The organism is Demequina sp. NBRC 110056 (assembly GCF_002090155.1).
GTDB lineage: Bacteria > Actinomycetota > Actinomycetes > Actinomycetales > Demequinaceae > Demequina.
Map to the genome: position 1 here is coordinate 337,366 of NZ_BBRM01000004.1, position 22,180 is coordinate 359,545.

At 70.9% G+C, this 22,180-nt stretch carries 17 protein-coding genes and 1 riboswitch; of the genes, 10 read left to right on the top strand and 7 right to left on the bottom strand.

What is annotated here, in order from left to right:
- Positions 1-21: 21 nt before the first annotated feature.
- The 5 genes from B7K25_RS07950 to B7K25_RS07970 form a co-directional block, all read right to left on the bottom strand.
- A complete protein-coding gene (locus tag B7K25_RS07950) occupies positions 22-2,694 on the bottom strand; it encodes a glycosyltransferase family 8 protein (protein ID WP_084105184.1) in 2,673 nt (890 codons plus the stop codon).
- A gap of 185 nt (positions 2,695-2,879) precedes the next feature.
- Entirely contained in the window at positions 2,880-3,719 is an 840-nt protein-coding gene (locus B7K25_RS07955) for an anti-sigma factor (RefSeq protein ID WP_084105185.1), read from the bottom strand.
- On the bottom strand, positions 3,706-4,296 hold the full coding sequence (locus tag B7K25_RS07960; protein WP_234988125.1) for an RNA polymerase sigma factor: 591 nt from the start codon (positions 4,294-4,296) through the stop codon (positions 3,706-3,708). Before B7K25_RS07960 ends, B7K25_RS07955 begins: the two co-directional genes overlap by 14 nt.
- The gene (locus tag B7K25_RS07965; RefSeq protein ID WP_084105186.1) at positions 4,293-4,961 is read right to left on the bottom strand and encodes a class F sortase; all 669 of its coding nucleotides are present in this window, start codon (positions 4,959-4,961) and stop codon (positions 4,293-4,295) included. The genes B7K25_RS07960 and B7K25_RS07965 overlap by 4 nt, the downstream gene beginning before the upstream one ends.
- Before the next feature lie 88 nt (positions 4,962-5,049).
- The gene (locus B7K25_RS07970) at positions 5,050-5,862 is read right to left on the bottom strand and encodes a DUF4397 domain-containing protein (protein WP_084105187.1); all 813 of its coding nucleotides are present in this window, start codon (positions 5,860-5,862) and stop codon (positions 5,050-5,052) included.
- A gap of 295 nt (positions 5,863-6,157) precedes the next feature.
- Here B7K25_RS07970 and B7K25_RS07975 point away from each other — a divergent pair, with 295 nt between their 5' ends.
- Positions 6,158-7,126 (top strand): DUF4349 domain-containing protein, encoded by a 969-nt coding sequence (locus B7K25_RS07975; protein ID WP_159450161.1) that lies wholly within the window; start codon positions 6,158-6,160, stop codon positions 7,124-7,126.
- 166 nt (positions 7,127-7,292) lie between these two features.
- On the opposite strand, the gene B7K25_RS07980 is transcribed toward B7K25_RS07975, so the two are convergent.
- A complete protein-coding gene (locus B7K25_RS07980; protein WP_084105188.1) occupies positions 7,293-9,716 on the bottom strand; it encodes a GH36-type glycosyl hydrolase domain-containing protein in 2,424 nt (807 codons plus the stop codon).
- Positions 9,717-9,865: 149 nt separating this feature from the next.
- Between B7K25_RS07980 and dcd the strand changes: the two genes are divergently transcribed.
- The 6 genes from dcd to B7K25_RS08010 all read left to right on the top strand — a co-directional run bounded on the left by dcd (position 9,866) and on the right by B7K25_RS08010 (position 17,776).
- Positions 9,866-10,441 carry a dCTP deaminase gene (gene dcd, locus B7K25_RS07985; protein ID WP_084105189.1) on the top strand — a complete coding sequence of 192 codons (576 nt, stop codon included), beginning with the start codon at positions 9,866-9,868 and terminating at the stop codon, positions 10,439-10,441.
- Positions 10,442-10,582: 141 nt separating this feature from the next.
- On the top strand, positions 10,583-13,063 hold the full coding sequence (locus B7K25_RS07990) for a leucine-rich repeat domain-containing protein (protein ID WP_084105190.1): 2,481 nt from the start codon (positions 10,583-10,585) through the stop codon (positions 13,061-13,063).
- Positions 13,064-13,170: 107 nt separating this feature from the next.
- Complete coding sequence (locus B7K25_RS07995) at positions 13,171-14,076, top strand: DUF2510 domain-containing protein (RefSeq protein WP_084105191.1); 906 nt, start codon at positions 13,171-13,173, stop codon at positions 14,074-14,076.
- 114 nt (positions 14,077-14,190) lie between these two features.
- Positions 14,191-14,309: riboswitch (TPP riboswitch) on the top strand.
- Between the two features lie 21 nt (positions 14,310-14,330).
- Complete coding sequence (locus tag B7K25_RS08000; protein ID WP_084105192.1) at positions 14,331-15,443, top strand: thiamine ABC transporter substrate binding subunit; 1,113 nt, start codon at positions 14,331-14,333, stop codon at positions 15,441-15,443.
- Positions 15,444-15,476: 33 nt separating this feature from the next.
- Positions 15,477-17,114: an iron ABC transporter permease gene (locus B7K25_RS08005; RefSeq protein WP_084105193.1), complete on the top strand. Its 1,638-nt coding sequence runs from the start codon at positions 15,477-15,479 to the stop codon at positions 17,112-17,114.
- Positions 17,111-17,776, top strand: coding sequence for an ABC transporter ATP-binding protein (locus tag B7K25_RS08010; protein ID WP_200807882.1), 666 nt, complete (start codon positions 17,111-17,113; stop codon positions 17,774-17,776). The genes B7K25_RS08005 and B7K25_RS08010 overlap by 4 nt, the downstream gene beginning before the upstream one ends.
- 105 nt (positions 17,777-17,881) lie before the next feature.
- Here B7K25_RS08010 and B7K25_RS08015 read toward each other — a convergent pair whose 3' ends face one another.
- Positions 17,882-18,349 (bottom strand): rhodanese-like domain-containing protein, encoded by a 468-nt coding sequence (locus B7K25_RS08015; RefSeq protein ID WP_084105195.1) that lies wholly within the window; start codon positions 18,347-18,349, stop codon positions 17,882-17,884.
- A gap of 290 nt (positions 18,350-18,639) precedes the next feature.
- Between B7K25_RS08015 and dnaK the strand changes: the two genes are divergently transcribed.
- The 3 genes from dnaK (at position 18,640) to B7K25_RS08030 (ending at position 22,162) form a co-directional block, all read left to right on the top strand.
- Positions 18,640-20,508 carry a molecular chaperone DnaK gene (dnaK, locus tag B7K25_RS08020; RefSeq protein ID WP_084105196.1) on the top strand — a complete coding sequence of 623 codons (1,869 nt, stop codon included), beginning with the start codon at positions 18,640-18,642 and terminating at the stop codon, positions 20,506-20,508.
- Between the two features lie 66 nt (positions 20,509-20,574).
- On the top strand, positions 20,575-21,153 hold the full coding sequence (gene grpE / locus B7K25_RS08025; RefSeq protein WP_084105197.1) for a nucleotide exchange factor GrpE: 579 nt from the start codon (positions 20,575-20,577) through the stop codon (positions 21,151-21,153).
- A gap of 37 nt (positions 21,154-21,190) precedes the next feature.
- Complete coding sequence (locus tag B7K25_RS08030) at positions 21,191-22,162, top strand: DnaJ C-terminal domain-containing protein (RefSeq protein ID WP_084105198.1); 972 nt, start codon at positions 21,191-21,193, stop codon at positions 22,160-22,162.
- Positions 22,163-22,180 lie beyond the last annotated feature (18 nt).

Consider the following 22,180-nt stretch of genomic DNA (forward strand, 5'->3'; position numbering starts at 1 on the left):
CTCTGCTCTCGACGGCGGCCGTCAGCCGCGAGCCTCCACCGCCCGACGCGTCGCCTCGAACCGCTCCTTGAACGGCACGTAGTGGTCGTTCCAGGGCTTGGCCGGCCCCGCCCAGTGGATGATCCACGGCTCCGGCTCGAAGTCCTGGCTCGGCACCGTGTTCCAGCGCGTGTCGAGCTCGACGACCCTGTCGCGCGAGTAGATGTTGAACACGTCCTGATCGTTCATGGCGCACGACTCGACGAGGAACAGGTGCGTCGCGGTGAAGTCCTCGGCGCGCATCAGGGCGAGGTTGATGACGAGGATGCCCGCGTTGAACGTCCGTGCGGTCAGCACCGACTCGTCGTGGATCCTGCGCCGCACGTCCCACGCCTTCTCCGGCTCGAACCGCAGGGACGCGCGCGTGATGGGCTTCACCAGGTTCGCCCACGTCCGCAGGCGGGTGCGCTTGGCCGCGAACGCGTTGTCGCCCAGTTCGGCGTCCCACAGCTCGCCCACATCGGCCTGCACCAGGATGTCGATGTCGAGGTAGACGACGCGATCGACGTCCGCGAGGATCTCCGGCAGGAACAGCCGGTCCATCGTGGACACCGAGATGTGCTTGAGCAGGTTGACGTCCGCGCCGTAGTCGATCGCGTCGAAGTCGTAGAACTCGAACGCGAGGGCCGGGAAGAGGCCGGCGAGACGGTCGCGGTACGGCTGCCCGAGCCCTCGGGTCATGACATGGCACGTCACGTCGCGGTCGGTGTGGTCGAGGACCGACTGGAGCACGACCGGCAGCTCGTGCTCGAGGTTTTGGTCGAGCGCGAGCGCCACGTGCACCTCCGTGGCTGGGTCAGCTGGCACGCGGCCGATGCGCACTCGAGTGTCTCGCAGGCGCGCCACGGCGGCGGGCACGTCGATGGACGACGCCGGGGCGGGCTCGTAGGTCGTGCAGTAGCGCTCGGCTCGGGCCACCTCGTCCGCCGTGAGCTCGACCCAGAGGCGGCGCACCTCGTCGCGGGAGGCGCCGGACAGGATGGAGCGCAGCAGGACCTCGAGGAGCCCTTCGATCCTGCCGCGGATGGCCGCGAGCTCGTCGTCGCTGAGGTCGAGCAAGCCCTCGAACCGCACGTCCGCACGGTTCTTGGGGCGGAAGTCGACGGGCAGGCCCATCGAGCGGGCGGGCAGGTAGCAGTGCAGCCGCGAGGTCGCGACGGCGTCGTACGGCGCGTAGCCCGCGAGCATGGTCCGGGCGTCCTCGAGGCCCTCCACGAGAGAGAAGTCGCGCACCTGCGGGCCCACCTGGGTGAACTCGTCGACCTTCCACCCCGCGTACCTGTCGGCGTCCAGCGCTGTCTCGACGAGCGCGAGGCGGTTCGCGCCGCGCCCGGCCGCCGGCGGGATGACCTGGCCGACCGTGGTCGTCACGCAGCCCGAGAAGAAGGCGCTGACGCCCACGTCTCGCAGGCGGTACACGGTGGTCCAGTCGCGGCAGCCGATGGGCTCGTGGCGGCGCAGGTGCTCGACCGTCTCCGCGGTGAGCACGTCCGGGTCCTGCACGTGGAACGAGATCATGATCGGGTTGACCTCGTCGGGGAACGGGAAGTCCAGCTGACCCTTGAAGCTGCGGTGCATGAACCAGCCGTTGCAGATGAGCCAGGTGTCGTCGGGATACGCGCGCCCGCTCGCGAAGTCGCGGTCGAGCTCGACCGGCTGGACGCGGGCGGCGACGCCGTGGATCCGGCGGTCGACGTGCACGTCGGCCTTGAGGTCCTGCAGGTAGTGCGCGAGCTCGGTGTCGCCGACGAACTCGACGTCCTGGAAGCGGAGCACGTGCGACAGCGCCGCGAGGGTCTGCACGTAGTCCCCGCGGTTGCTCGAGGTTCGTCGCTTGTCGAGCAGGGTGTAGTCCATCACCGCGAGGTTCACGACGCCTGGGGCGTCCACGTACGACGGCTCGTCGCGGGTGCGCAGCCGCTCGAACCACCCGAGCTGCTCGGCGTCGTCGTCCTCCAGGGAGGGCGCGAGCTCCTCCTGGGCTGCGACCTGCGCCACGCGGGGCCACAGGTCGTCGAGCGCGCGATGCTTCGCGAGCACCTGCAGCAGATGCAGGCGCGTGAGGCGAGTGATCGGCTCGGCGTCCCAGTGCGCGCGGAAGGCCTCGAGGCCGGCCTCGCGGTCCTGCGCGATCCACACGTCGAGGTACTCGACGGCCGCGAGGCGCCGCGCCAAAGCGTCACCCGCCTCACGGAAGTAGGCGAGCGACGCCTCGACGAGCCCGTCGCCGGCAAGGAAGATCCCGAGCCCGACGGCTCCGATCTCCCGCTGGCCGTCGGACCCGTACAGGCGCTGGAGGATGGCGCGGCTCTCGACGCGCTCGAGCTCGCCGTGCGAGGCTCGCGCGAACGTGACGATCGCCGTCTCCAGGTCGAGGCCCTGTGCCAGCATCGCCGCGAGGCTTGCCTGATGGCCCAGCGTCTTGCGCGTGCGGATGACCTCGATCGACTTGCGGTCGGCACGCTCGCGCACGGCCTCGAGGCGCTGCTCGAGGCGGGTCGAGCGCGCCCGCTCGCGGCGCAGCGCCTGAGCTGGCGAGTCCCCGCTGGCGGGGGCGGGGGTCGCCCGTGCGCTCAGCTCGTGCATGCGCTCCCACACGGGGATCGTCACGCGGTTGACGGTCGCCTTCCTGACGACGCTCGGCACCTTGGTCATGGGACTCCCTCACAGCTCGTGGAGCCACGGTAGGCGCGTCCACCACCCGTGAAGGTGGAGTTCGTCCGTCCGTCACCGAAACGTCTCCGAGCCTTCACCTGGAACGCTCAGGGGCACCTCGAGGGCCGATCCGCGGGCTGGGCTCGCGCCCGCGCGTCAGCGCCGTACGGGTCCGCGTCGGCCGCTCAGAGCTCGAGGACGCCGCGGGTGACGGAGTCGCCGCTGTGGGTCGGGACGCCGTCGAGAGGCTCCACGGAGATGTCGACGATGGGGAACGCCGCGACGTCGAACCCGGCGGGAATCTCGAACTCGGTGCTGTCGCTCGTGAGGTGGCCGAGGCTCACCATGCCCTCGATCGACTCGTCGATGAGCCACACCTCGAGGTAGGCGTCGTCGAGCTCGGCGACGTCGGTGTCGATCACCAGCACCTGGGTGCCGTCTTCGCGCGTCTCGAGGATCGCCTCGCCGGCGGAAGCCTCGGTGGCGAGGTCCGTGAGGCCGGTCTGGGCGACCACCTGGAGGTCGCCGCCGCCGTCGTTCGCGAGCATGGTGGCGCCCACGCCGACGCCGCCGATCACGAGGCCTGCGGCGGCAGCGGCACCGATCGCCCACCAGGAGGTCCGGCGCTCGCGTCGCGACGCGAGGTCGTCGGCGCCGGGCGCTGACTCCGCAGCGCCCGAGCCTGCGGTGGGTGCGGGCCGCTCCTCCTCGGACCCGTCGCCGGCAGGGGGAACGGACCTCAGTGGTGCGGGTGCGGCAGGTGCGGTGGTGGGAGGTGCAGCGGCCGGAGGCGCAGATGCCGCCTCGTCCGCGTCGAGCTCCGCGACGATCGCGTTCCACACGCTCGCGGGCGGGGTCAGCAGCGGCTGGTCCACCGGGCCCGTGCCCTCGAGTCGCGCGATCGTGTCGCGCAGTGCCTCGAGCTCGGCGCGGCAGTCGGCGCACGCCTCGGTGTGGGCGGCGCCGGCGGGGTCGCCGCCGCCGAGGGCGAGCTCCGCGAGGGACTCGTCGTCAAGATGCGACATCGGACACCTCCCATCGGTCGCGCAGCTGGATCAGGGCTCGCCTGATGTGGCTCTTCACGGTGCCGAGCGGCATGTCGAGACGCTCGGCGATCTGCTCGTGGGTCGCGCCCTGGAAGTAGGCGAGCGCGACGATGGTCTTGCGGGGGTCGCCCAGGGCCTCCACCTCGTAGGCGAGGAGCACCGAGTCGACGTCGTCGGGTCGAGCCTCCTGGACGGGCGCGACGTCGGCGACCGCCTCGAGGCGGCGACGCTCGCGGCTCCTGGCCTCCAGCGCATCGGCGATCCGGCGCCGGGCGATGCCGACCACCCAGCCGCGCAGCTCGCCCTTGTCTGGATCGAAGCCCTCCCGCGAGCGCCACGCGCTCACGAACGTCTGCTGGGTCACGTCCTCCGCGTCCGCGGTGTCGCCGAGGGCTCGCACCGCCATGGAGTACACCAGGGGCGAGACGTCGCGGTAGAGCTCCTCGAGCGCACCGTCCGCACCGGCCACGAACTCGCGCGCGAGCGCCGCGCCTGAGCGCGCGTCCGGGGGAGGTGCCATCAGCGTGCGCTCCTCCTCGACCCTCACCGCGGTCATCGCGATGGTTCCTCGACCGGCGTCGCGTAGACCACGACGTTGTCCTCGTAGTGTCGCGCATCCCAGTCGAAGCGTCCACCACATGTCACCAGCACGAGCTGCCCGGGCGTGTCGCGGTCGAACACGAGGTCCATGTCCACCTCGCGCTTGCTGGTCTGCTCGACGCGGTCCACGACGAACCCGTGCGCCTCGCCCGACGCGTCCACCACCGTGACCGCATCTCCGGCGTCGAGGTCGCGCAGGCTCGCGAACGGCCCGACACCTCGCGCATCGTCGACGTGGGCGGCGAGCACCGCGTTGCCAGCGTCCGAGCCCGGTGCCGGACCGAACCGGTACCAGCCTGCGACGTCGGCGTCCGCCGGGATCTCCATCGAGCCGTCCTCGGCCAGGCCCACGTCCACGACGGACATGTCGAGCTCGAGGCCGTCGATGACGAGCCGCTGCGGAGGCTCGGACCTCAGCGCCGCGACCGTGTCCGGATCGGTCGAGGCGATCGGCACGTCGCCCAGGACCGTGGGCGCCCTCACGGTGCCCACCTGGTCCGCATCCGCCGGCCGCGGCGTGGGCGACGACTCACGCGGCGCGGAGCCGGGGGTCGCGTCACCTCCGACGGCTGCGCACCCGCTCACGAGGAGCAGGACGGTGGCGGCGATCAGCGCTCGCATGTCGGACTCCTCTCGCGCTGGCTGGGACGGGGGAAGGCGGCGGGGCCCGGGGTGCGACCCGGGCCCCGCCTGGTGGGGGGTCAGAGGGTCAGCGGCGTCGCACCGCGAGCACGGTGCCCGTGGCGACGACGAGGCCGAGCGCGGCGAGCACCGAGGCGATCGCGAGGGTCGAGGGGCCCTCGTCGGCCGCGAATCCTGCGGTGCCTGCCTGCACGCCCGACGGGCTCGAGGAGTGCGTGTCGACGGTCTGGACGGCGAGCGCCAGGTTGCCGGCCTCGGCCGAGCCCCAGGCGTAGACGATGGTGTTCACGCCGTCGGCGATCTCGACGTCTGTCGGCCCGAGCACCGGGTCGGTCTCGCCGGTCAGCGACACCGCCGCCTCGTAGGTGTCCGCGGGGACGTCGCCCATGACCTCGTCCGGGTTCGCGAGGTTCGAGAACAGCACCTCGCCATTTGCCCACACGTCGACCGCCGGTGCGGCCGCGGTGTGGCGGACGGTGAGGCGTCCCTCGCCTGCGGCGGTCTCGGAGATGTCGTTGGTGAAGAGGTTCGCGGTGGGGTTGCCGTCAGCGTCGAGGTGGGCGACGGCCGTGTAGCTCATGCCCTCCTCGAGCGTGAGGTCGATGGGGCCGAGCACCGGCGCGGAGTCGTCCTCGGCATCGGCGGCCGTCAGCGCCACGGAGTAGGTGCCGGGCTCGAGGTCGAGCGGGCCGGCGAGATCTCCGGGCTGGAAGTCGTCGATGGTGTTGTCGCCGTTGACGTACACGTCGACCGGGGTATCGGGGATGCCGTGCAGGACCGACAGCTCGGCCATGCCGTCCTCGACGGCGAGGGCGGGAGCCGCGAGCCCCGCGGCGATGAGGGTTCCGGCTGCGGCGCCGGCGATTGCTGACTTGCGCATGATCCTTCTCCTGAGGTTCGGGGCTCGCTGGCTGCGATGCCCTTCACCCCTACTTCCGGGCGACTCATGCGTTTGGATGCACCCGCCTCAAGAACTTCCTGGGGAAGGTGGGCCCATCTTCATCGTCGAGGCCGTCTTCGTGACGAAGGTGGGCCCACTTTCGTGGTGCGGAAGGCCGATGCGCTTGCTGGGTGGATCTGCGCTGTCACCAGGCATGACGCCGAGACCGAACCGTGACCGATCCGCAACCGACCAACGCTTTTCGCGCGCCAGCCGTCTCCCTAGCATGAGCGACATGACGACACGCACCGCCGCGACCGACTCCGCTCGTCGCTGGGCCCGCACCGCAGCGGTGGCCGCCGCCGCAGCCGTGATCCTCGCTGGGTGTTCCGCGAGCGACTACGAGGCCGTGGACTACTCGGGCGCCGATGCGGCCCTCGCCAGCGAGGACTCCGGCGGCGGTGAGGCGCTGGCGGAGGCGTACGCGGCCGAGGACGGCGACGCCGCGCCAGCCGAGGCGGACCGGTCGGTGATCGTCACTGGCTCGATGTACATGACCGTGGAGGACCCCATCGCCGCGGCGGAGGAGGCGACGAGCATCGTGCGGAGCGCGGGCGGGCGCATCGACGCCCGCAGCGAGACGGCGCCGGAGGAAGGAGACGGCGGCGCGGCATGGATGACTCTGCGGATCCCGTCCGACGACCTCGAGGATGTCGTCGACGACCTGCGCGGGCTGGGCACGGTGGACGAGTTCACCACCGAGTCCTACGACGTCACGACCCAGGTCACGGACCTCGAGTCGCAGATCTCGACGCTGCGCGCGTCGACGGAGCGCATCCAGATGCTGCTCGTCGAGGCCGAGGACATCGGCGACATCATCGCCCTCGAGAACGAGCTCGACGGCCGCCAGGCGGAGCTCGAGAGCCTCGAGGCGCGCCAGCGCGGGCTCGACGACCAGGTGTCGATGTCGACCCTGGACCTGTCGCTCACCACCGAGCCCGTCGTGATCGTCGACGACGACCCGAAGAGCTTCTGGGACGGCCTGGTCGCCGGCTGGGAGGGACTCACGGCCTTCGTCGCCGGCACGCTGGTCGTCGTCGGGGTGCTGCTGCCCTGGCTCGCGCTGATGACCGTGATCGCGCTGGTGGTGCTCGTCGTGGTGCGCGCCCTGCGTGCGCGCAAGGCGCGGCGCGCGGCGCCCGCTGCCCAGCCCGTCGGCGCGACGGCGTCGGGCACCGGGACCACGCCCACCGACCAGTCCTGACGCCCCGCGACGGACACGTCCGTCACGGGGCCAGCGCGCGCATCGGCCCCACCGACCACGTCGAGACCCCACCCAAGAACCGCGAAATGGATCCATCTCGCTGGCCTCTGGCCCTACAGCAACGAGATGGATCCATTTCGCGGAGTACGAATGCAGGGCACGGGTGTCAGACGGTCGCGGTGACCTCGACCACCGAGCCGGGCGCCGCGTAGGGCACGAGCGACCCGTCGATAGCCTCGCCATCGACCGTGAGCGAGGCGCCCTTGCCGCCGGAGTTGGCGACGCGGATCACGTACTCCGCGCCGCGGATCTGGCGGCGCACGGTGTACTCGGCGATCTCGGCGCCGATGCACGGGTCGACCACCAGGCCGTCATAGTCCGCGCGCACACCGAGCAGGTGCTGCGAGACGGTCACGAAGTTCCAGGACGCGGTGCCCGTCAGCCACGAGTTCTTGGCCTCGCCGTGGCGCTCCGCGTCCTTGCCCGCGATCATCTGCGCGTACACGTAGGGCTCGAGGCGGTGCACCTCCGAGATCTCCTCGCGATACGCGGGAGCGATCTGCTTGTAGTACTCCCAGGCGTTCTCGGCGCGGCCGACGATGGTCTCGGCGATGATGACCCACGGGTTGTTGTGGCAGAAGATGCCCGCGTTCTCCTTGTACCCCGGCGGGTAGCTCGTGACCTCGCCCAGCTCGACGTGGTACTCGGTGTAGGCCGGGTTGAGCAGCACGATGCCGTGGGGGGTGTTGAGGCGCTCGCGCACCGAGTCGAGGGCCTGGACGGCCTTGCCGTCCTCGAGGCCGATGCCGCCCATGATGCAGTAGCCCTGGGGCTCGATCCAGATCTGGCCGTCCTGGGTCTCGTGGGTGCCGACCTTGTTGCCGTAGTAGTCGTAGGCGCGCAGGAACCACTCGCCGTCCCAGCCGTGCTCGGTGACGGCCTGGCGCATCTGCGCGACGGCCGCCTCGGCGCGGTCGGCCTCGGTGTCGTCCCCGCGGCGGCGGGCCAGCGCGGCGTACTCCGGTCCGATCGCGCAGAACATGCCCGCGATGAAGATCGACTCCGCGACGCCGCCGGTCTTGTTGCCGGTGGTCTGGAAGGACTCGCCCGGCTCGGTCGAGAAGCAGTTGAGGTTGAGACAGTCGTTCCAGTCCGCGCGGCCGATGAGCGGCAGGCCGTGCGGGCCGGCCTTGTCGAGCGGGTGGTCGAACGAGCGGCGCAGGTGCTCCATGAGGCTCGCCGCCTTGGACTCGTCGTTGTCGAAAGGCACCATCTCGTCGAGGATCGCGAAGTCGCCGGTCTCCTTGACGTAGGCCGCGACGCCGAGGATCAGCCACAGCGGGTCGTCGTTGAAGCCCGAGCCCAGCGTGTGATTGCCGCGCTTCGTGAGCGGCTGGTACTGGTGGTAGGCGCTGCCGTCCTCGAACTGCGTCGACGCGATGTCGATGATGCGCTCGCGCGCACGCTCGGGCACGAGGTGCACGAAGCCCAGCAGGTCCTGCGACGAGTCGCGGAACCCCATGCCGCGTCCCATGCCGGTCTCGAAGTAGGAGGCCGAGCGCGACATGTTGTACGTGACCATGCACTGATACTGGTTCCAGATGTTGACCATCCGGTCGAGCCGCTGGTCGCCGGACTCGACGGTGTACGAGCCGAGCAGGTTGTCCCAGTACTCGTTGAGGCGAGCGAACTCGGCGTCGGTCTTGGCGTTGTCGTCGAAGCGGGCGAGCAGCTCGCGCGCGCCAGACTTGTTGATGACGCCGGGGGCCTCCCACTTGTCGTCGCGGTCGTTCTCGAGGTAGCCGAGCACGAACGTGAACTGCTTCGCCTCGCCGGGAGCGAGCTCGACCTTGAGGTGGTGCGAGCCGACCGGGTACCAGCCGGAGGCGATCGAGTTGGTGGACTCGCCGGCGTGCGGCACGGCCGCCTCGTCGAAGCGGTTGCCGAAGCCCAGGTAGGCGTCGCGGTCCGTGTCGAAGCCCGCGATGGGCGCGTTCACCCCGTAGACCGCGTAGTGGTCGCGGCGCTCGCGGTACTCGGTCTTGTGGAAGATCGCTCCGTCCTCGACCTCGACCTCGCCGATGGACAGGTTGCGCTGGTAGTTGGTCTGGTCGTCCTCGGCGTTCCACAGGCAGAACTCGATGAAGCTGAACAGGTCCACCTGCTTGGGCGCGTCGGTGCGGTTGGTCAGCGTGACCTGGTGGATCTCCGCGTTGACGTCGACGGGCACGAACAGCAGCACCGACGCCTCGAGGCCGCCGCGCTCGCCGGTGATCCGGGTGTAGCCCATGCCATGGCGGGTCTCGAAGCGATCGAGGTCCGTCTTGTAGGGGCGGTACGACGGGCTCCACACGTCGCCGCCGTCGTTGATCGAGAAGTAGCGACCGCCGTCGTCGACGGGGATGTTGTTGTAGCGGTAGCGCGTCAGGCGGCGCATCTTCGCGTCGCGGTAGAAGCAGTAGCCGCCGGCCGTGTGGGACACGAGCCCGAAGAACTCCTGGGACCCCAGGTAGTTGATCCAGGGGTAGGGCGTGTGAGGCGTCGTGATGACGTACTCACGGGCTTCGTCGTCGAAGTGACCGAACTGCATGGGGTGCTGCCTTCCAGGGAATTGGGCTGAGCCGCGACTCACTCTAGCCGAGATCGAAACGTTCTGACGTAACGATTCGACTACGGCTTTCGCTCCTGATGTCCCGCTCTCCCATGCAACCACGTTCGGCGAGCCGGTAGCGTGGCGTCATGCTGCTCTCCGACAGGGACATCCGCGCAGAGATCGAGTCCGGCCGCGTCACGCTCGACCCGTACGAGCCGGAGATGATCCAGCCGTCCTCCATCGACGTGCGACTCGACAAGTACTTCCGCGTCTTCGACAACCACAAGTACGCGGCGATCGACCCGAGCGCCGAGCAGCCCGAGCTCACCCGCCTCGTCGAGGTCAAGGGCGACGGGCCCTTCGTGCTGCACCCGGGCGAGTTCGTCCTGGGATCGACCTACGAGTCGGTCGAGCTGCCCGACGACATCGCGGCGCGACTCGAGGGCAAGTCGTCGCTCGGCCGCCTCGGCCTGCTCACCCACTCGACCGCCGGCTTCATCGACCCCGGCTTCGAGGGCAACGTCACCCTTGAGCTGTCGAACATGGCGACGCTGCCCATCAACCTGTGGCCCGGCATGAAGATCGGCCAGCTGTGCTTCTTCCGGCTGTCGTCCGCGGCCGAGCACCCCTACGGCTCGTCCGCGTACGGCTCCCACTACCGCGGCCAGCGCGGTCCGACCGCGAGCCGGAGCTTCCAGAACTTCCACCGCACGGACGTGTAGTCACCGGGCGGCCTCACGGCGCGCGGTGAGACACGCCGCACGCCTCTTGACCCGGGGGTCTGCTGCCCCGATGATGTGGTCACGCGAAGCACGATGCCGCACCGAGCCAGGCGACGCGACTGAGGTCGTTCGGGGGTTCTCGTGGTGCTGTCGTCCCTGCTCGCTCGCGCGCTCGCGAGCGCATCCGCCGCGCTCATCGCGGCCACCGCAGCGTCGACGCCCGCCACGGCGGACACCCCCGCGATCGCCTTCGGATCCGGCAACGCCTTGGAGAGCTGCGTGCGCTGGGCGATCGGCATCCCCGCCCCGACGCCCGTGCCCGTCACCGCTCTGGACGGTCTCACGCGCCTCGTCTGCGAGGACCTGCCCTCCTCCGCACGCGTCGACCTCACGCCGATCGCGGCGGCTCCAGCCCTCACCACCCTGCAGCTGTCGAGGTACGAGGGAAGCCCCGGCACCCTGACGATCCCCGCGAGCGGCCTCGATGCCGTGACTGACCTCAGCGTCGACGGTCTCTCCGTGTCGGGAGGCGCGACCGCGGCCTTGCCATCGCTGGAAGCGCTCGGGCTCTTCCGCGTCTCGGCGCCGGACCTTTCCTCGATCACCGCCTCGACGGGGCTGCGATCGGTGAATTTGGGCACCCTCTCGCTCGCGACCTGGTCGGGACTCACGAGGCAGACGTCGCTCGAATACGCGGCGATCGGCGACATCGCGCCCTTCGACCTCCGGGTCCTTCCCCAGACCACTGCTCTCGAGCAGCTGCACCTCTACCGCACGCCAGCGACGGGCTTCGCCGCTCTCGCGACGCTCGAGGGCCTCACCAGCCTCTCCATGACTGACTCCGGGCTCACCAGCATCGCCGGCCCCGTGCAGGCGGCAACCGTGCGCCACCTCGACCTGAGCTCGAACGCGATCACCGACATCACCGGGATCGCCGCGCTCGAGTCGCTCGAGCACCTCGAGCTCTCCGGCAACCGCATCGCCGATCCGTCCCCGCTGCACGCGCTGCCGTCCTCCGTGTTCGTGCGGCTCGTCGGCAACCGCATCGTCGACCAGTCGCTCCTGGTGGGCGACGGGCCGCAGCTCTCCGCGCACTCGCAGCGGCTCCCGGAGCAGACGATGGGGCGCTGCCGCGCCTTGACCCTGCCTGCCGTGCACCTGCTCGACGGCGCCGAGCCCGAGTACTCCGTGTCCCTCGCCGGGTGGGAGGGCGACGGCGCACCGCCATGGCCGGTGGGCGAGGTCGTGGGCGGCACCCTGACCGTGCTGGATGCACCGCAGCTGCGCTCGGTGGCGGTGTCGTGGAACGCCCCGGGGCCGTCGTACCCGCCGCTGTCCGGCTCAGTCCTCGTCGGCGTGACGGACTGCGTCGCGGACGCCGCCACCGTGACGGTCGCGGGGTCCGGGGTGGCGGGGTCGACGCTCACGGCCTCACCCAGCGGGTTCCCCGCGTTGACCGAGCTCACCTACCAGTGGCGCCGGGACGGCGGCCCGATCGCCGGTGCGACCCGATCGACCTACACCCCCACCGCGACGGATGCGGGCCGCGCCATCAGCGTGACCGCATCGACCGCGAGCGCATGGGTCGAGGCCGCCTCACGGACGAGCAAGCCCGTCACCATCTCGCTGCCGGGCCTCACGCAATCCAAGGCCGGGACCGTGACGGGCACCCGGATGGTGGGGCAGACCCTCACCGCCGCCGCTCCCACCTACGCACCCGCTTCCGCGGGGCGCGCCTACCAGTGGCTCCGCGACGGCGTCGCGATCTCCGGCGCTACCGCGTCGACCTATCGCCTCGCGACCGCCGATGCGGGCCGCACCGTCGCCGTCCGCATCACGAGCACACGGACGGGCCATCGGTCCGCTGTCGTCACCGTCGGCGCCGCCAAGGTCGCGCCGATGTTCACCTCGCGCCCGGCACCGAAGATCTCCGGCACCCCCACGGTGGGATACACGCTGACGGCCAACGCCGGCACGTTCTCGCCCGCAGCGTCGACCGTGACCTACCGGTGGTACCGCGACGGCAAGGCCATCTCCGGCGGGACCGCGCGCACCTACCGCGCGACCACCACCGACATCGGGCACCGGATCACCGTGGCGACGACCGCCTCCCGCAGCGGCTACTCGACCTCCACCCAGTCGTCCACCGCCGTCACGATCGGCCGCAAGCTGACCGCGGTCACGCCCTCGATCAGCGGCACGGCGAAGGCCGGCAGCACGCTGACCGTCAAGCGCGGAACCTGGGGTCCGGGCACGGTCTCGACCAAGGTCCAGTGGTACGTCAGCGGCAAGGCGGTGTCCGGCGCGACGGGTTCCTCGTTCAAGGTCCGCCCCACGGACGCGTACAAGTCCATCACGGTCAAGGTCACCGGCTCACGATCGGGCTACACCACCACCTCGCGCAACTCCTCTGCGAAGAAGGTCGCGGGCATCGACTACTCGTCGTGCGCCACGCTGCGCAAGCACTATCCGTACGGCATCGCGAAGTCCTCGACCACCGTGAATCGCGTGAACGGCAAGGTGGCGGGGCCCCTGCCGAAGGGGACGTTCATCTCCGCGTCGTTGTACGCGTTGAACGACGAGTCCGACGCCGACAAGGACGGGTGGGCCTGCGAGTCCTGACGCCGCTGCACGTCCCCCGGCTGCTGGTGCCCCTGTCGGTCTCCTCACATCCGCCCCCTTTCCAGCGCCGATGCGGCTAGGTTCGGGTTCGTCAGCGACGAGGGGGCATGACCATGACGGACGAGCGCGACCACAGCGCAGGCGGCGCGTACCCGAGCGGAGCGACCCAGTGGTCGCCCGGCGCCGAGAGCGGCCCCGGTTCCGAGCCCGTCGCGCAGGCCGCAGCCCCGACCGCCACCCTGTCCCCTGCCGCGTGGCATCCGGACCCGGAGCACCCCGGCTACCTGCGCTGGTGGGACGGCCAGGCGTGGACGGAGCACCGGACGCCCTCACAGGCGCAGCCGGCGCCGGCGGACAAGCGACGCTTCCGGCCGGCCATCGTGATCGGCGTGATCGCCGTGGTGCTGGTCGCGCTGTTCGTGCTCGCTGGCGTGCTGCGCGTGCTCGCGGCCGCCACGGAGCCGAGCCCGCTCGGCGAGGTCGCCTTCGAGATCGCGGAGCCCGTGCCCGACTCGTGGGCGACGGCCTCGACGCTCAACGGCGCGGGCAGCGTCGCCTACGACCCGGCGTGGGAGGACGCGACCGACGTCCTCAAGCTGACGATGGTCACCGAGGAGGCGAACGCAGAGTCCGGACTCACGATGATCAACGACGGCGCCTGGATCACCGGCGGCGACTACCTGAACGGCGCGGAGACGATCATCGTCACGAGCCTCGACGTCGAGGGCGACCCCGCCGGCGTGCGCGACTTCGCCGAGGGCACGCTCGAGACGCGCGCGCTGCAGTTCGACTCGCTCGTGCGGACGGAGGAGGGCGTGTTCGCCACGCCGTCCGGCCAGGAGGGCTACCTCATCCGCTTCGTCGCGACCCTCGCAGGCCTCGAGCTCGACGGCGCCGTGGGCGTCGTGTCGAGCCCCGCCGGGTTCACGGCCGTCCAGTACACGGGCGGCGAGCACATCGAGCCCGGGCAGGCGGACTTCGACGCCATGATCGCGTCCCTCGTCCTGCGGTAGGCGCACGGCGCGGCGAGCCGAGCACGCGCATCGGCGCTGTGGAAGCCCCCGGCGCCCCAGCTCCGGCGTCGCCGAGGGCATGAAGGCCGTCCCGCGCATCGGCGCTATGCTGGCCGGACACGACAGGGGAGCGCTTCCCGCGAGGGAGTCAGAGCGCTGAGAGTGCGGACCAGCCGCAGACCCTCGAACCTGATCCGGGTGATACCGGCGTAGGGAGTCGAGTCTCGTCCCCTCCTAGCAATGGGAGGCAACACATGCGCATCGCGCGTGCCACCACCGCGGGGGCCATCGCCCTCGCCACCCTGACCCTGGCCGCCTGCTCCTCGGGCTCCGAGCCCGAGGCCGAGCCCACGGATGGAGCCACCGGCGCCACCGCATCGGCCACCCCGACCGCGCCGGAGGAGGTCGACCTCAGCGGCCAGTCCGTCACGGTCGTCACCCATGACTCGTTCGGTGTGCCCGACGAGGTCCTCGCCGCGTTCGAGGAGGAGACCGGCCTGACGGTCGAGTTCGCCGCGCCCGGCGACGCCGGCGCCCTGGTCAACCAGCTGATCCTCACCCAGGACGCTCCGATCGGGGACGTCGTCTACGGGATCGACAACACCTTCGCCTCGCGCGCGATCGACGAGGGCGTCTTCGCGGACTACGTGTCCCAGGCGCCCGCCGCGGCCGACGCCGCGGAGTACGCCATCGCGGGCTCGGACGCTCTCACCGCGATCGACTACTCGGACGTGTGCCTCAACTACGACCTCGCGTGGTTCGAGGACAACGGCGTGCCCGTGCCGCAGGCGATCGGCGACCTCACGGACCCGCAGTACAGCGGCCTGCTGTCCGTGACGAACCCCGCGACGTCGTCGCCCGGACTGGCATTCCTGCTCGCCACGGTCGCGGACCAGGGCGACGACTGGACCACCTACTGGGAGACGCTGCGCGAGAACGACCTCCGCGTCACCCCCAGCTGGTCGGACACCTACTTCGTGGACTTCTCGGTGCCCAACTACGGCGGCGACTACCCGCTCGTCCTGTCCTACGCCTCGTCCCCGCCATCCGAGGTGATCGACGGTAAGCCGACGTCGGCGGCGCTGCTCGACACCTGCTTCCGCCAGGTCGAGTACGCGGGCATCCTCGAGGGCGCCGAGAACCCGGCGGCGGCCCAGGCGGTCATCGACTGGATGCTGTCGGACGACTTCCAGGCGTCCCTCCCGGGGACCATGTACGTCTACCCGGTGTCGTCCTCGGTCGACGTGCCCGCCGAGTGGGCCGAGTTCGCGCCCCTGTCCGACGCGCCGCTGACGATGGACCCCGCGGAGATCACCGCGAACCGCGACGCGTACATCGCCGAGTGGACGTCGATCGTCCTCGACTAGCGGGGCACCCATGATCCCAGGCCGAGGACCGCGATGAGGAGCGCCGCCCACCATTCCCTCAGCTGGTGGCTGCTGGCGCTGATCCCTCTCGCGTTCCTCGGCCTGTTCTTCCTGTGGCCGCTCTGCTCCGTGCTGGTGCACGGCCTCTTCGACGGCGGCTTCGACCTCGCCGGCACCTGGGCGATCGTCACCTCGCCGCGCACGGCCGATGCGCTCGTCACCACCCTCCTGCTCGCCACCGCGGGGACGGCCGGCTCGGTCCTCTTGGGGGTGCCCGGGGCGTACGTGCTCTACCGCCTGCGCTGGCGAGGTCAGCGCGCCGTGCGCGCGGTGGTCGCCGTCCCGTTCGTGCTGCCGACCGTCGTCGTGGCCGCCGCCTTCTCCGCGCTGCTGGGCCGGTCCGGCCCGCTGGGCTTCCTCGGGCTCGATCAGTCGGTGCTCGCGATCGTGCTCGCGCTGGTGTTCTACAACGCGTCGGTCGTGGTGCGCGTCGTCGGCGGAGCGTGGGCAGGGCTCGACCCGTCGACCGCCTCTGCCGCCGCCACGCTGGGCGCCTCACGGCGGCGCGTGCTCGCCCACGTGACGCTCCCCGCGCTCGTGCCAGCGATCGCGTCGGCCGCATCGGTCGTGTTCCTGTTCTGCGCGACGGCCTTCGGCGTCGTGCTCGTGCTCGGCGGCACCCGGGTGCGCACCCTCGAGACCGAGATCTATCTGCAGGTGAACCAGTTCCTCGACCTGCGTGCCGCTGCCGTGCTGTCGATCCTGCAGATCCTCTTCGTGGGGCTCGCGCTGTGGCTGTCAGCCGCCGCCCGGCGACGCCGGGAGCGGGTCCTGGGCGGGCGTGCCCTCGACGGCACCCGGGCCTTCCTCAGCGCCGATGCGTGGGTCGCCGTGCCCACGATCCTCACCTTGGGCGTGCTGCTGGCCGCGCCGATGTACGCGCTCGTGGAGCGGTCGCTGCGCACGATCGATGGGCACGGCCTCGACCATTACGTCGCCCTGTTCGGCCAGCCCGGGCGGACGGTGCTGCCCGTCTCGGTCGCCCAGGCGGTGATGAACTCGCTCGTGACCGCCGCGATCGCGGCCGCCCTCGCGTGCGTGGTCGGGCAGATCGTCGCGGCCCTGCTGACCCGCCGCTCCCGGCGCTCCGGGGCCCTCGACGCCGTGGTGATGCTGCCGCTCGGGGTCTCCGCCGTCGTGGTCGGGCTCGGCATGCTGCTGACTCTCAACCGGCCGGTGCTGGGCATCGACCTGCGCGGCTCGTGGTGGCTCGTGCCGATCGCCCAGGCCGTCGTCGCGTTGCCGCTGGTGGTGCGCACCCTGGTGCCCCCGGCGCGGGCGATCGATCCTCGACTGCGCCTGGCCGCCGCGACCCTGGGCGCCTCGCCGTGGAGGGTCTGGTCGAGCGTCGACTGGCCCCTGCTGCGCCGCGCCTTCGGCCTCGCCGTCGGCTTCGCCTTCGCGATCGCCCTGGGCGAGTTCGGCGCGACCAGCTTCCTCGCGAGGCCCGACCGGCCCACCTTGCCGACCGCGATCTATCGGCTGCTGGGGCGGCCGGGGATCGAGAGCATCGGCATGGCGTTCGCGGCCGCGGTGGTGCTGGCCGTGATGACGGCCGCGATCATGATGGTGTCCGAGCGCATGCGCACGCAGGTGGGAGCTGATCTATGAGTGGCCAGGGCGCCATGGGGCTGCAGGTCGAGGGGCTCCGGGTCGAGTACCCCGGCAAGCCTCCGGTGGTCGCCGTGGAGGGCGCGTCGCTGGCGGTGGCGCCGGGCGAGACCGTGGCGCTGCTGGGCCCGTCCGGGTGCGGCAAGTCCTCGCTGCTGGGCGCGATCGTCGGGATCGTGCCGCCCTCCGATGGGCGGGTCCTGTGGGACGGCTTGGACGTCACCTCGGTCCCCGTGCACCGCCGCGGGTTCGGGCTGGTGTTCCAGGACGGCCAGCTGTTCCCGCATCGGTCGGTCGCTCGCAACGTCGCGTTCGGGCTGGAGATGGCGGGCGTGCCGCGCGAGGAGCGCCGCGCGCGGGTCGAGGAGCTGCTCGCGCTCGTGGGGCTCGACGGCTACGGCTCGCGCGCCGTCACCGAGCTGTCCGGCGGGCAGCGCCAGCGCGTCGCGCTCGCCAGGTCGCTGGCGCCGCGGCCCCGCCTGCTCGCGCTCGACGAGCCGCTGTCCTCGCTCGACGCGGACCTGCGCGCGCGGCTCGCGGTCGAGGTGCGCGACATCCTGGCAGCGGCGGGGACCGCGGCGATCGTCGTGACGCATGACCCCGCCGAGGCCGAGGTCATGGCGTCGCGCGTGCTGCGCATGGAGGAAGGCGAGCTGCTGTAGGCGCCGTCCCACTCACGCGTCCCAGCGGGACATGAGCGTCACAATCTCAGCGAGAGTGACCCTCATGTTCTGCCAGCGCGCACCGGGCCGGACGCCTGGCGCGGGTCAGCAGTCGCAGGCGATGCGGCTGCCGTTGACGAGCGCCGGCGCGGTGAGCGGGTCAGGGGCGCGTGTCGCGTCGACCTCGGCGCCGCCGATCACGGCGTCCACGGGCATGCCCTCGCGCGCCCAGTACTCGAAGCCGCCGATCATCTCCTTCACCGCGTAGCCGAGCTCGGAGATGATGAGGCCCGCCCGCGTGGCCCCGTTGCAGCCGGGACCCCAGCAGTAGACGACGAAGGTGGTGCCCGCCGCGTACTCGGGAATGCGCGCCAGCATCTCTGGCTTGGGCATGTGGACGGCGCCGCGGGCGTGGCCCTGGTCCCACGCCGTCTGGTCGCGCGTGTCGATCAGCACGAAGCCCGGTTCGCCGGACTCGAGCGCGGCGTGCACGTCGGAGGGGTCGGTCTCGAAGGCGAGCCTCGCGGCGAAGTGCGCCGCCGCTGCGGAGGTGTCCAGCGCGTGGGTGTCCATGCGGCAAACCTAGGCCCCGACCGCGGTGCCTGTCAGCCCTCGCCCGGCACCAGCATCGGCCCTCCTCACCCTTCCCCGAAAGTGGACCCACTCTCATCGCGAAGCGGGTCCTCACGAGGAAGGTGGGCACACTTTCGCCAAACGGGGGCGGGGTTGAGCGTCATTCACTCAACTTTCACTCGCTCGACTTGACATCACGAGCCACGCGAGGATACTTGAGCGTAGGCGGCTCAACTTCGGAGCCGGCAGTTTCCGCGGCTCGACAAGCCGCATCAGAAGGAGGACACCTCATGTCACGAGCAGTAGGCATCGACCTGGGCACCACCAACTCCGTGGTGACCGTTCTCGAGGGTGGCGAGCCCACCGTCATCGCGAACGCCGAGGGCGCCCGCACCACCCCGTCGGTGGTCGCGTTCTCGAAGACCGGCGAGGTCCTGGTCGGCGAGATCGCCAAGCGCCAGGCCGTCACCAACGTCGACCGCACCATCACGTCCGTGAAGCGCCACATGGGCACGGACTGGTCGCAGGAGATCGACGACAAGAAGTACACCGCGCAGGAGATCTCCGCGCGCATCCTCGGCAAGCTCAAGCGCGACGCCGAGGACTACCTGGGCGAGAAGGTCACCGAGGCCGTCATCACGGTCCCCGCGTACTTCAACGACGCCGAGCGTCAGGCGACCAAGGACGCCGGCGAGATCGCGGGCCTCAAGGTCCAGCGCATCGTCAACGAGCCCACCGCCGCGGCCCTCGCGTACGGCCTCGACAAGGGCAAGGAGGACGAGCTCATCCTGGTGTTCGACCTCGGTGGCGGCACGTTCGACGTGTCCCTCCTCGAGGTGGGCAAGGACGAGGACGACTTCTCGACCATCCAGGTCCGCGCGACCGCGGGCGACAACCGCCTCGGCGGCGACGACTGGGACCAGCGCGTCGTGGACCACCTCATCAAGGAGGTCAAGAACACCGAGGGCGTGGACCTCGCCAAGGACAAGGCCGCCGTGCAGCGCCTGCGCGAGGCCTCGGAGCAGGCGAAGAAGGAGCTGTCGAGCGCGACCAGCACCAACATCTCGCTCCAGTACCTGTCGATCGGCGAGAACGGCCCCGTCCACCTGGACACCCGCCTCACCCGCGCGCAGTTCCAGCAGATGACGCAGGACCTCATCGACCGCACCAAGGAGCCCTTCCACCAGGTCATCAAGGACGCGGGGATCTCGCTGTCCGACATCGACCACGTGGTGCTCGTGGGCGGCTCGACCCGCATGCCTGCCGTGACCGACGTGGTCAAGGAGCTGACCGGCGGCAAGGAGCCCAACAAGGGCGTGAACCCCGACGAGGTCGTCGCCGTGGGCGCCGCGCTGCAGGCCGGCGTCATCTCCGGTGAGCGCAAGGACGTGCTGCTCATCGACGTCACCCCGCTGAGCCTCGGCATCGAGACCAAGGGCGGCGTGATGACCACGCTCATCGAGCGCAACACCGCCATCCCGACCAAGTCGTCGGAGGTCTTCTCGACCGCCGAGGACAACCAGCCGTCGGTGCTCGTGCAGGTCTACCAGGGCGAGCGTCAGTTCGCCCGCGACAACAAGCTGCTCGGCACGTTCGAGTTGGGCGGCATCGCGCCGGCCCCGCGCGGCGTCCCGCAGATCGAGGTCACCTTCGACATCGACGCCAACGGCATCGTGCACGTGGGTGCCAAGGACCGCGGCACCGGCAAGGAGCAGTCGATCACCGTGACCGGCGGCTCGGCGCTGTCGAAGGACGACATCGAGCGCATGGTCAAGGACGCCGAGGAGCACGCTGACGAGGACAAGAAGCGCCGCGAGGACGCCGAGACCCGCAACAACGCGGAGACCTTCGCCTACTCGACGGAGAAGATCCTGTCCGAGAACGAGGACAAGGTGCCGGCCGAGGTCGCCGACGACGTCAAGACCGCGATCGCGGACGTCAAGACCGCCCTCGAGGGCGACGACGTCGCCGACATCAAGGCCAAGCACGACGTCCTGGTCGAGAAGGCGCAGAAGATCGGCGAGGCCGTCTACGCGGCCCAGCAGGCCGATGCGGCTGCCGGGGAGGGCGCGCCCGCGGGCGACGCTCCCGCCGGTGACAGCGCCGACGACGACGTCGTCGACGCCGAGATCGTCGACGACGAGGACGACAAGAAGTAACGCAGCCGCGGCGGCGGGCGGGCATGGCCCGTCCCGCCGCCGCGCTCCGCATACGGAAGGCTCACCATGACCGACCAGAACCCGAACCCCGAGCCGCAGGACGGCGACGACCCCCTCGCCGACGCTGAGCGCATCGTGAACGAGGCCGCCGCAGGACTGGGCGACGCCGCGACCGATGGCGTGAACGCCGACGAGCAGGGCGCCGACGACGCGCTCAACGCGGCGTACGCGACGGCCGCCGAGCACCTCGCGGACCTGCAGCGCCTGCAGGCCGAGTACGTCAACTACCGCAAGCGCGTGGATCGCGACCGCGAGGCTGCCGGAGACCTGGCCGTCGGCAAGGTCATCGAGACCCTGCTGCCGGTGCTCGACGACATCGCCGGCGCGCGCGAGCACGGCGACCTCGAGGCCGACGGCCCCTTCAAGTCGATCACCACCAAGCTCGAGGACGCCCTCGGCCGGCTGGGCTGGTCGAGCTTCGGGGCTGCGGGCGAGCAGTTCGACCCGCAGGTGCACGAGGCGCTGATGTCGCAGCCCTCGACAGAGGTCACCGAGCCCACGATCCAGCACGTCGCCCAGCCGGGCCACCGCATCGGCGAGCGTGTGATCCGCCCCGCGCGCGTGATCGTCGCGCAGCCCGAGTAGCCACCACCCCACCGACACCGCCGAGAGGAGACGCACCATGACGAGCCAGGACTGGTTCAGCAAGGACTTCTACGCCACGCTGGGCGTCTCCAAGGACGCGAGCGCGGAGGACATCAAGAAGGCCTACCGCAAGCTCGCGCGCGACCTCCACCCGGACCGCAACCCCGGCGACAAGGCCTCCGAGTCCCGCTTCAAGGAGGTGGGCGAGGCGTACGGCGTGCTGTCCGACAAGGAGCAGCGCCAGCAGTACGACGCGATCCGCACCATGGGCGGCGGCGGCCCGCGCTTCCAGGCGGGAGGGCCCGGCGGCGCCGGCTTCGAGGACGTGTTCTCGAACATGTTCGGCGGAGCGGCACGACCGGGTGCGGGCCAGGCGGGAGCCGGTCAGCAGTACCGGGCGCAAGGCTTCGAGGACATGCTGGGCAACCTCTTCGGAGGTGGCGGCTTCCAGCGCGGCCCCCAGAAGGGCACGGACATCGCAGCAGCCACCGAGGTGAGCTTCCGCCAGGCCGCGGCGGGCGACACCATCACGCTGCGCACCGCGACCGGCGACGTGACGACCCGGCTGCCCGTCGGCGTCAAGGACGGCCAGAAGATCCGCATCCGCGGCAAGGGCCGCGCGGGCGCCAACGGCGGACCGGCGGGCGACCTGCTCCTCACGGTGCGCGTCGCGGCGCATCCGGTGTTCTCGACGGACGGACGCAACCTGCTGGTGAAGCTGCCCGTGAGCTTCGACGAGGCGGCGCTCGGCGCCACGGTCGAGGTCCCGACGCTGGACGGCGAGCGCGTCCGCGTCAAGATCCCGGAGGGCACCCCGTCGGGCAAGGTCCTGCGCGTCAAGGGCCGCGGCCTCGCGACCAAGGATGGGCCGGGCGACCTGCTGGTCACCATCACGGTCAACGTGCCGTCCAAGCTCGCGCGCAAGGCCAAGGAGGCGCTGCAGGCCTTCGCCCTGCACACCGCCAAGGACGACCCGCGCAAGGACTTCTACAAGGACGCGGCCCGGTAGAGCCGATGCGGTGGCCGC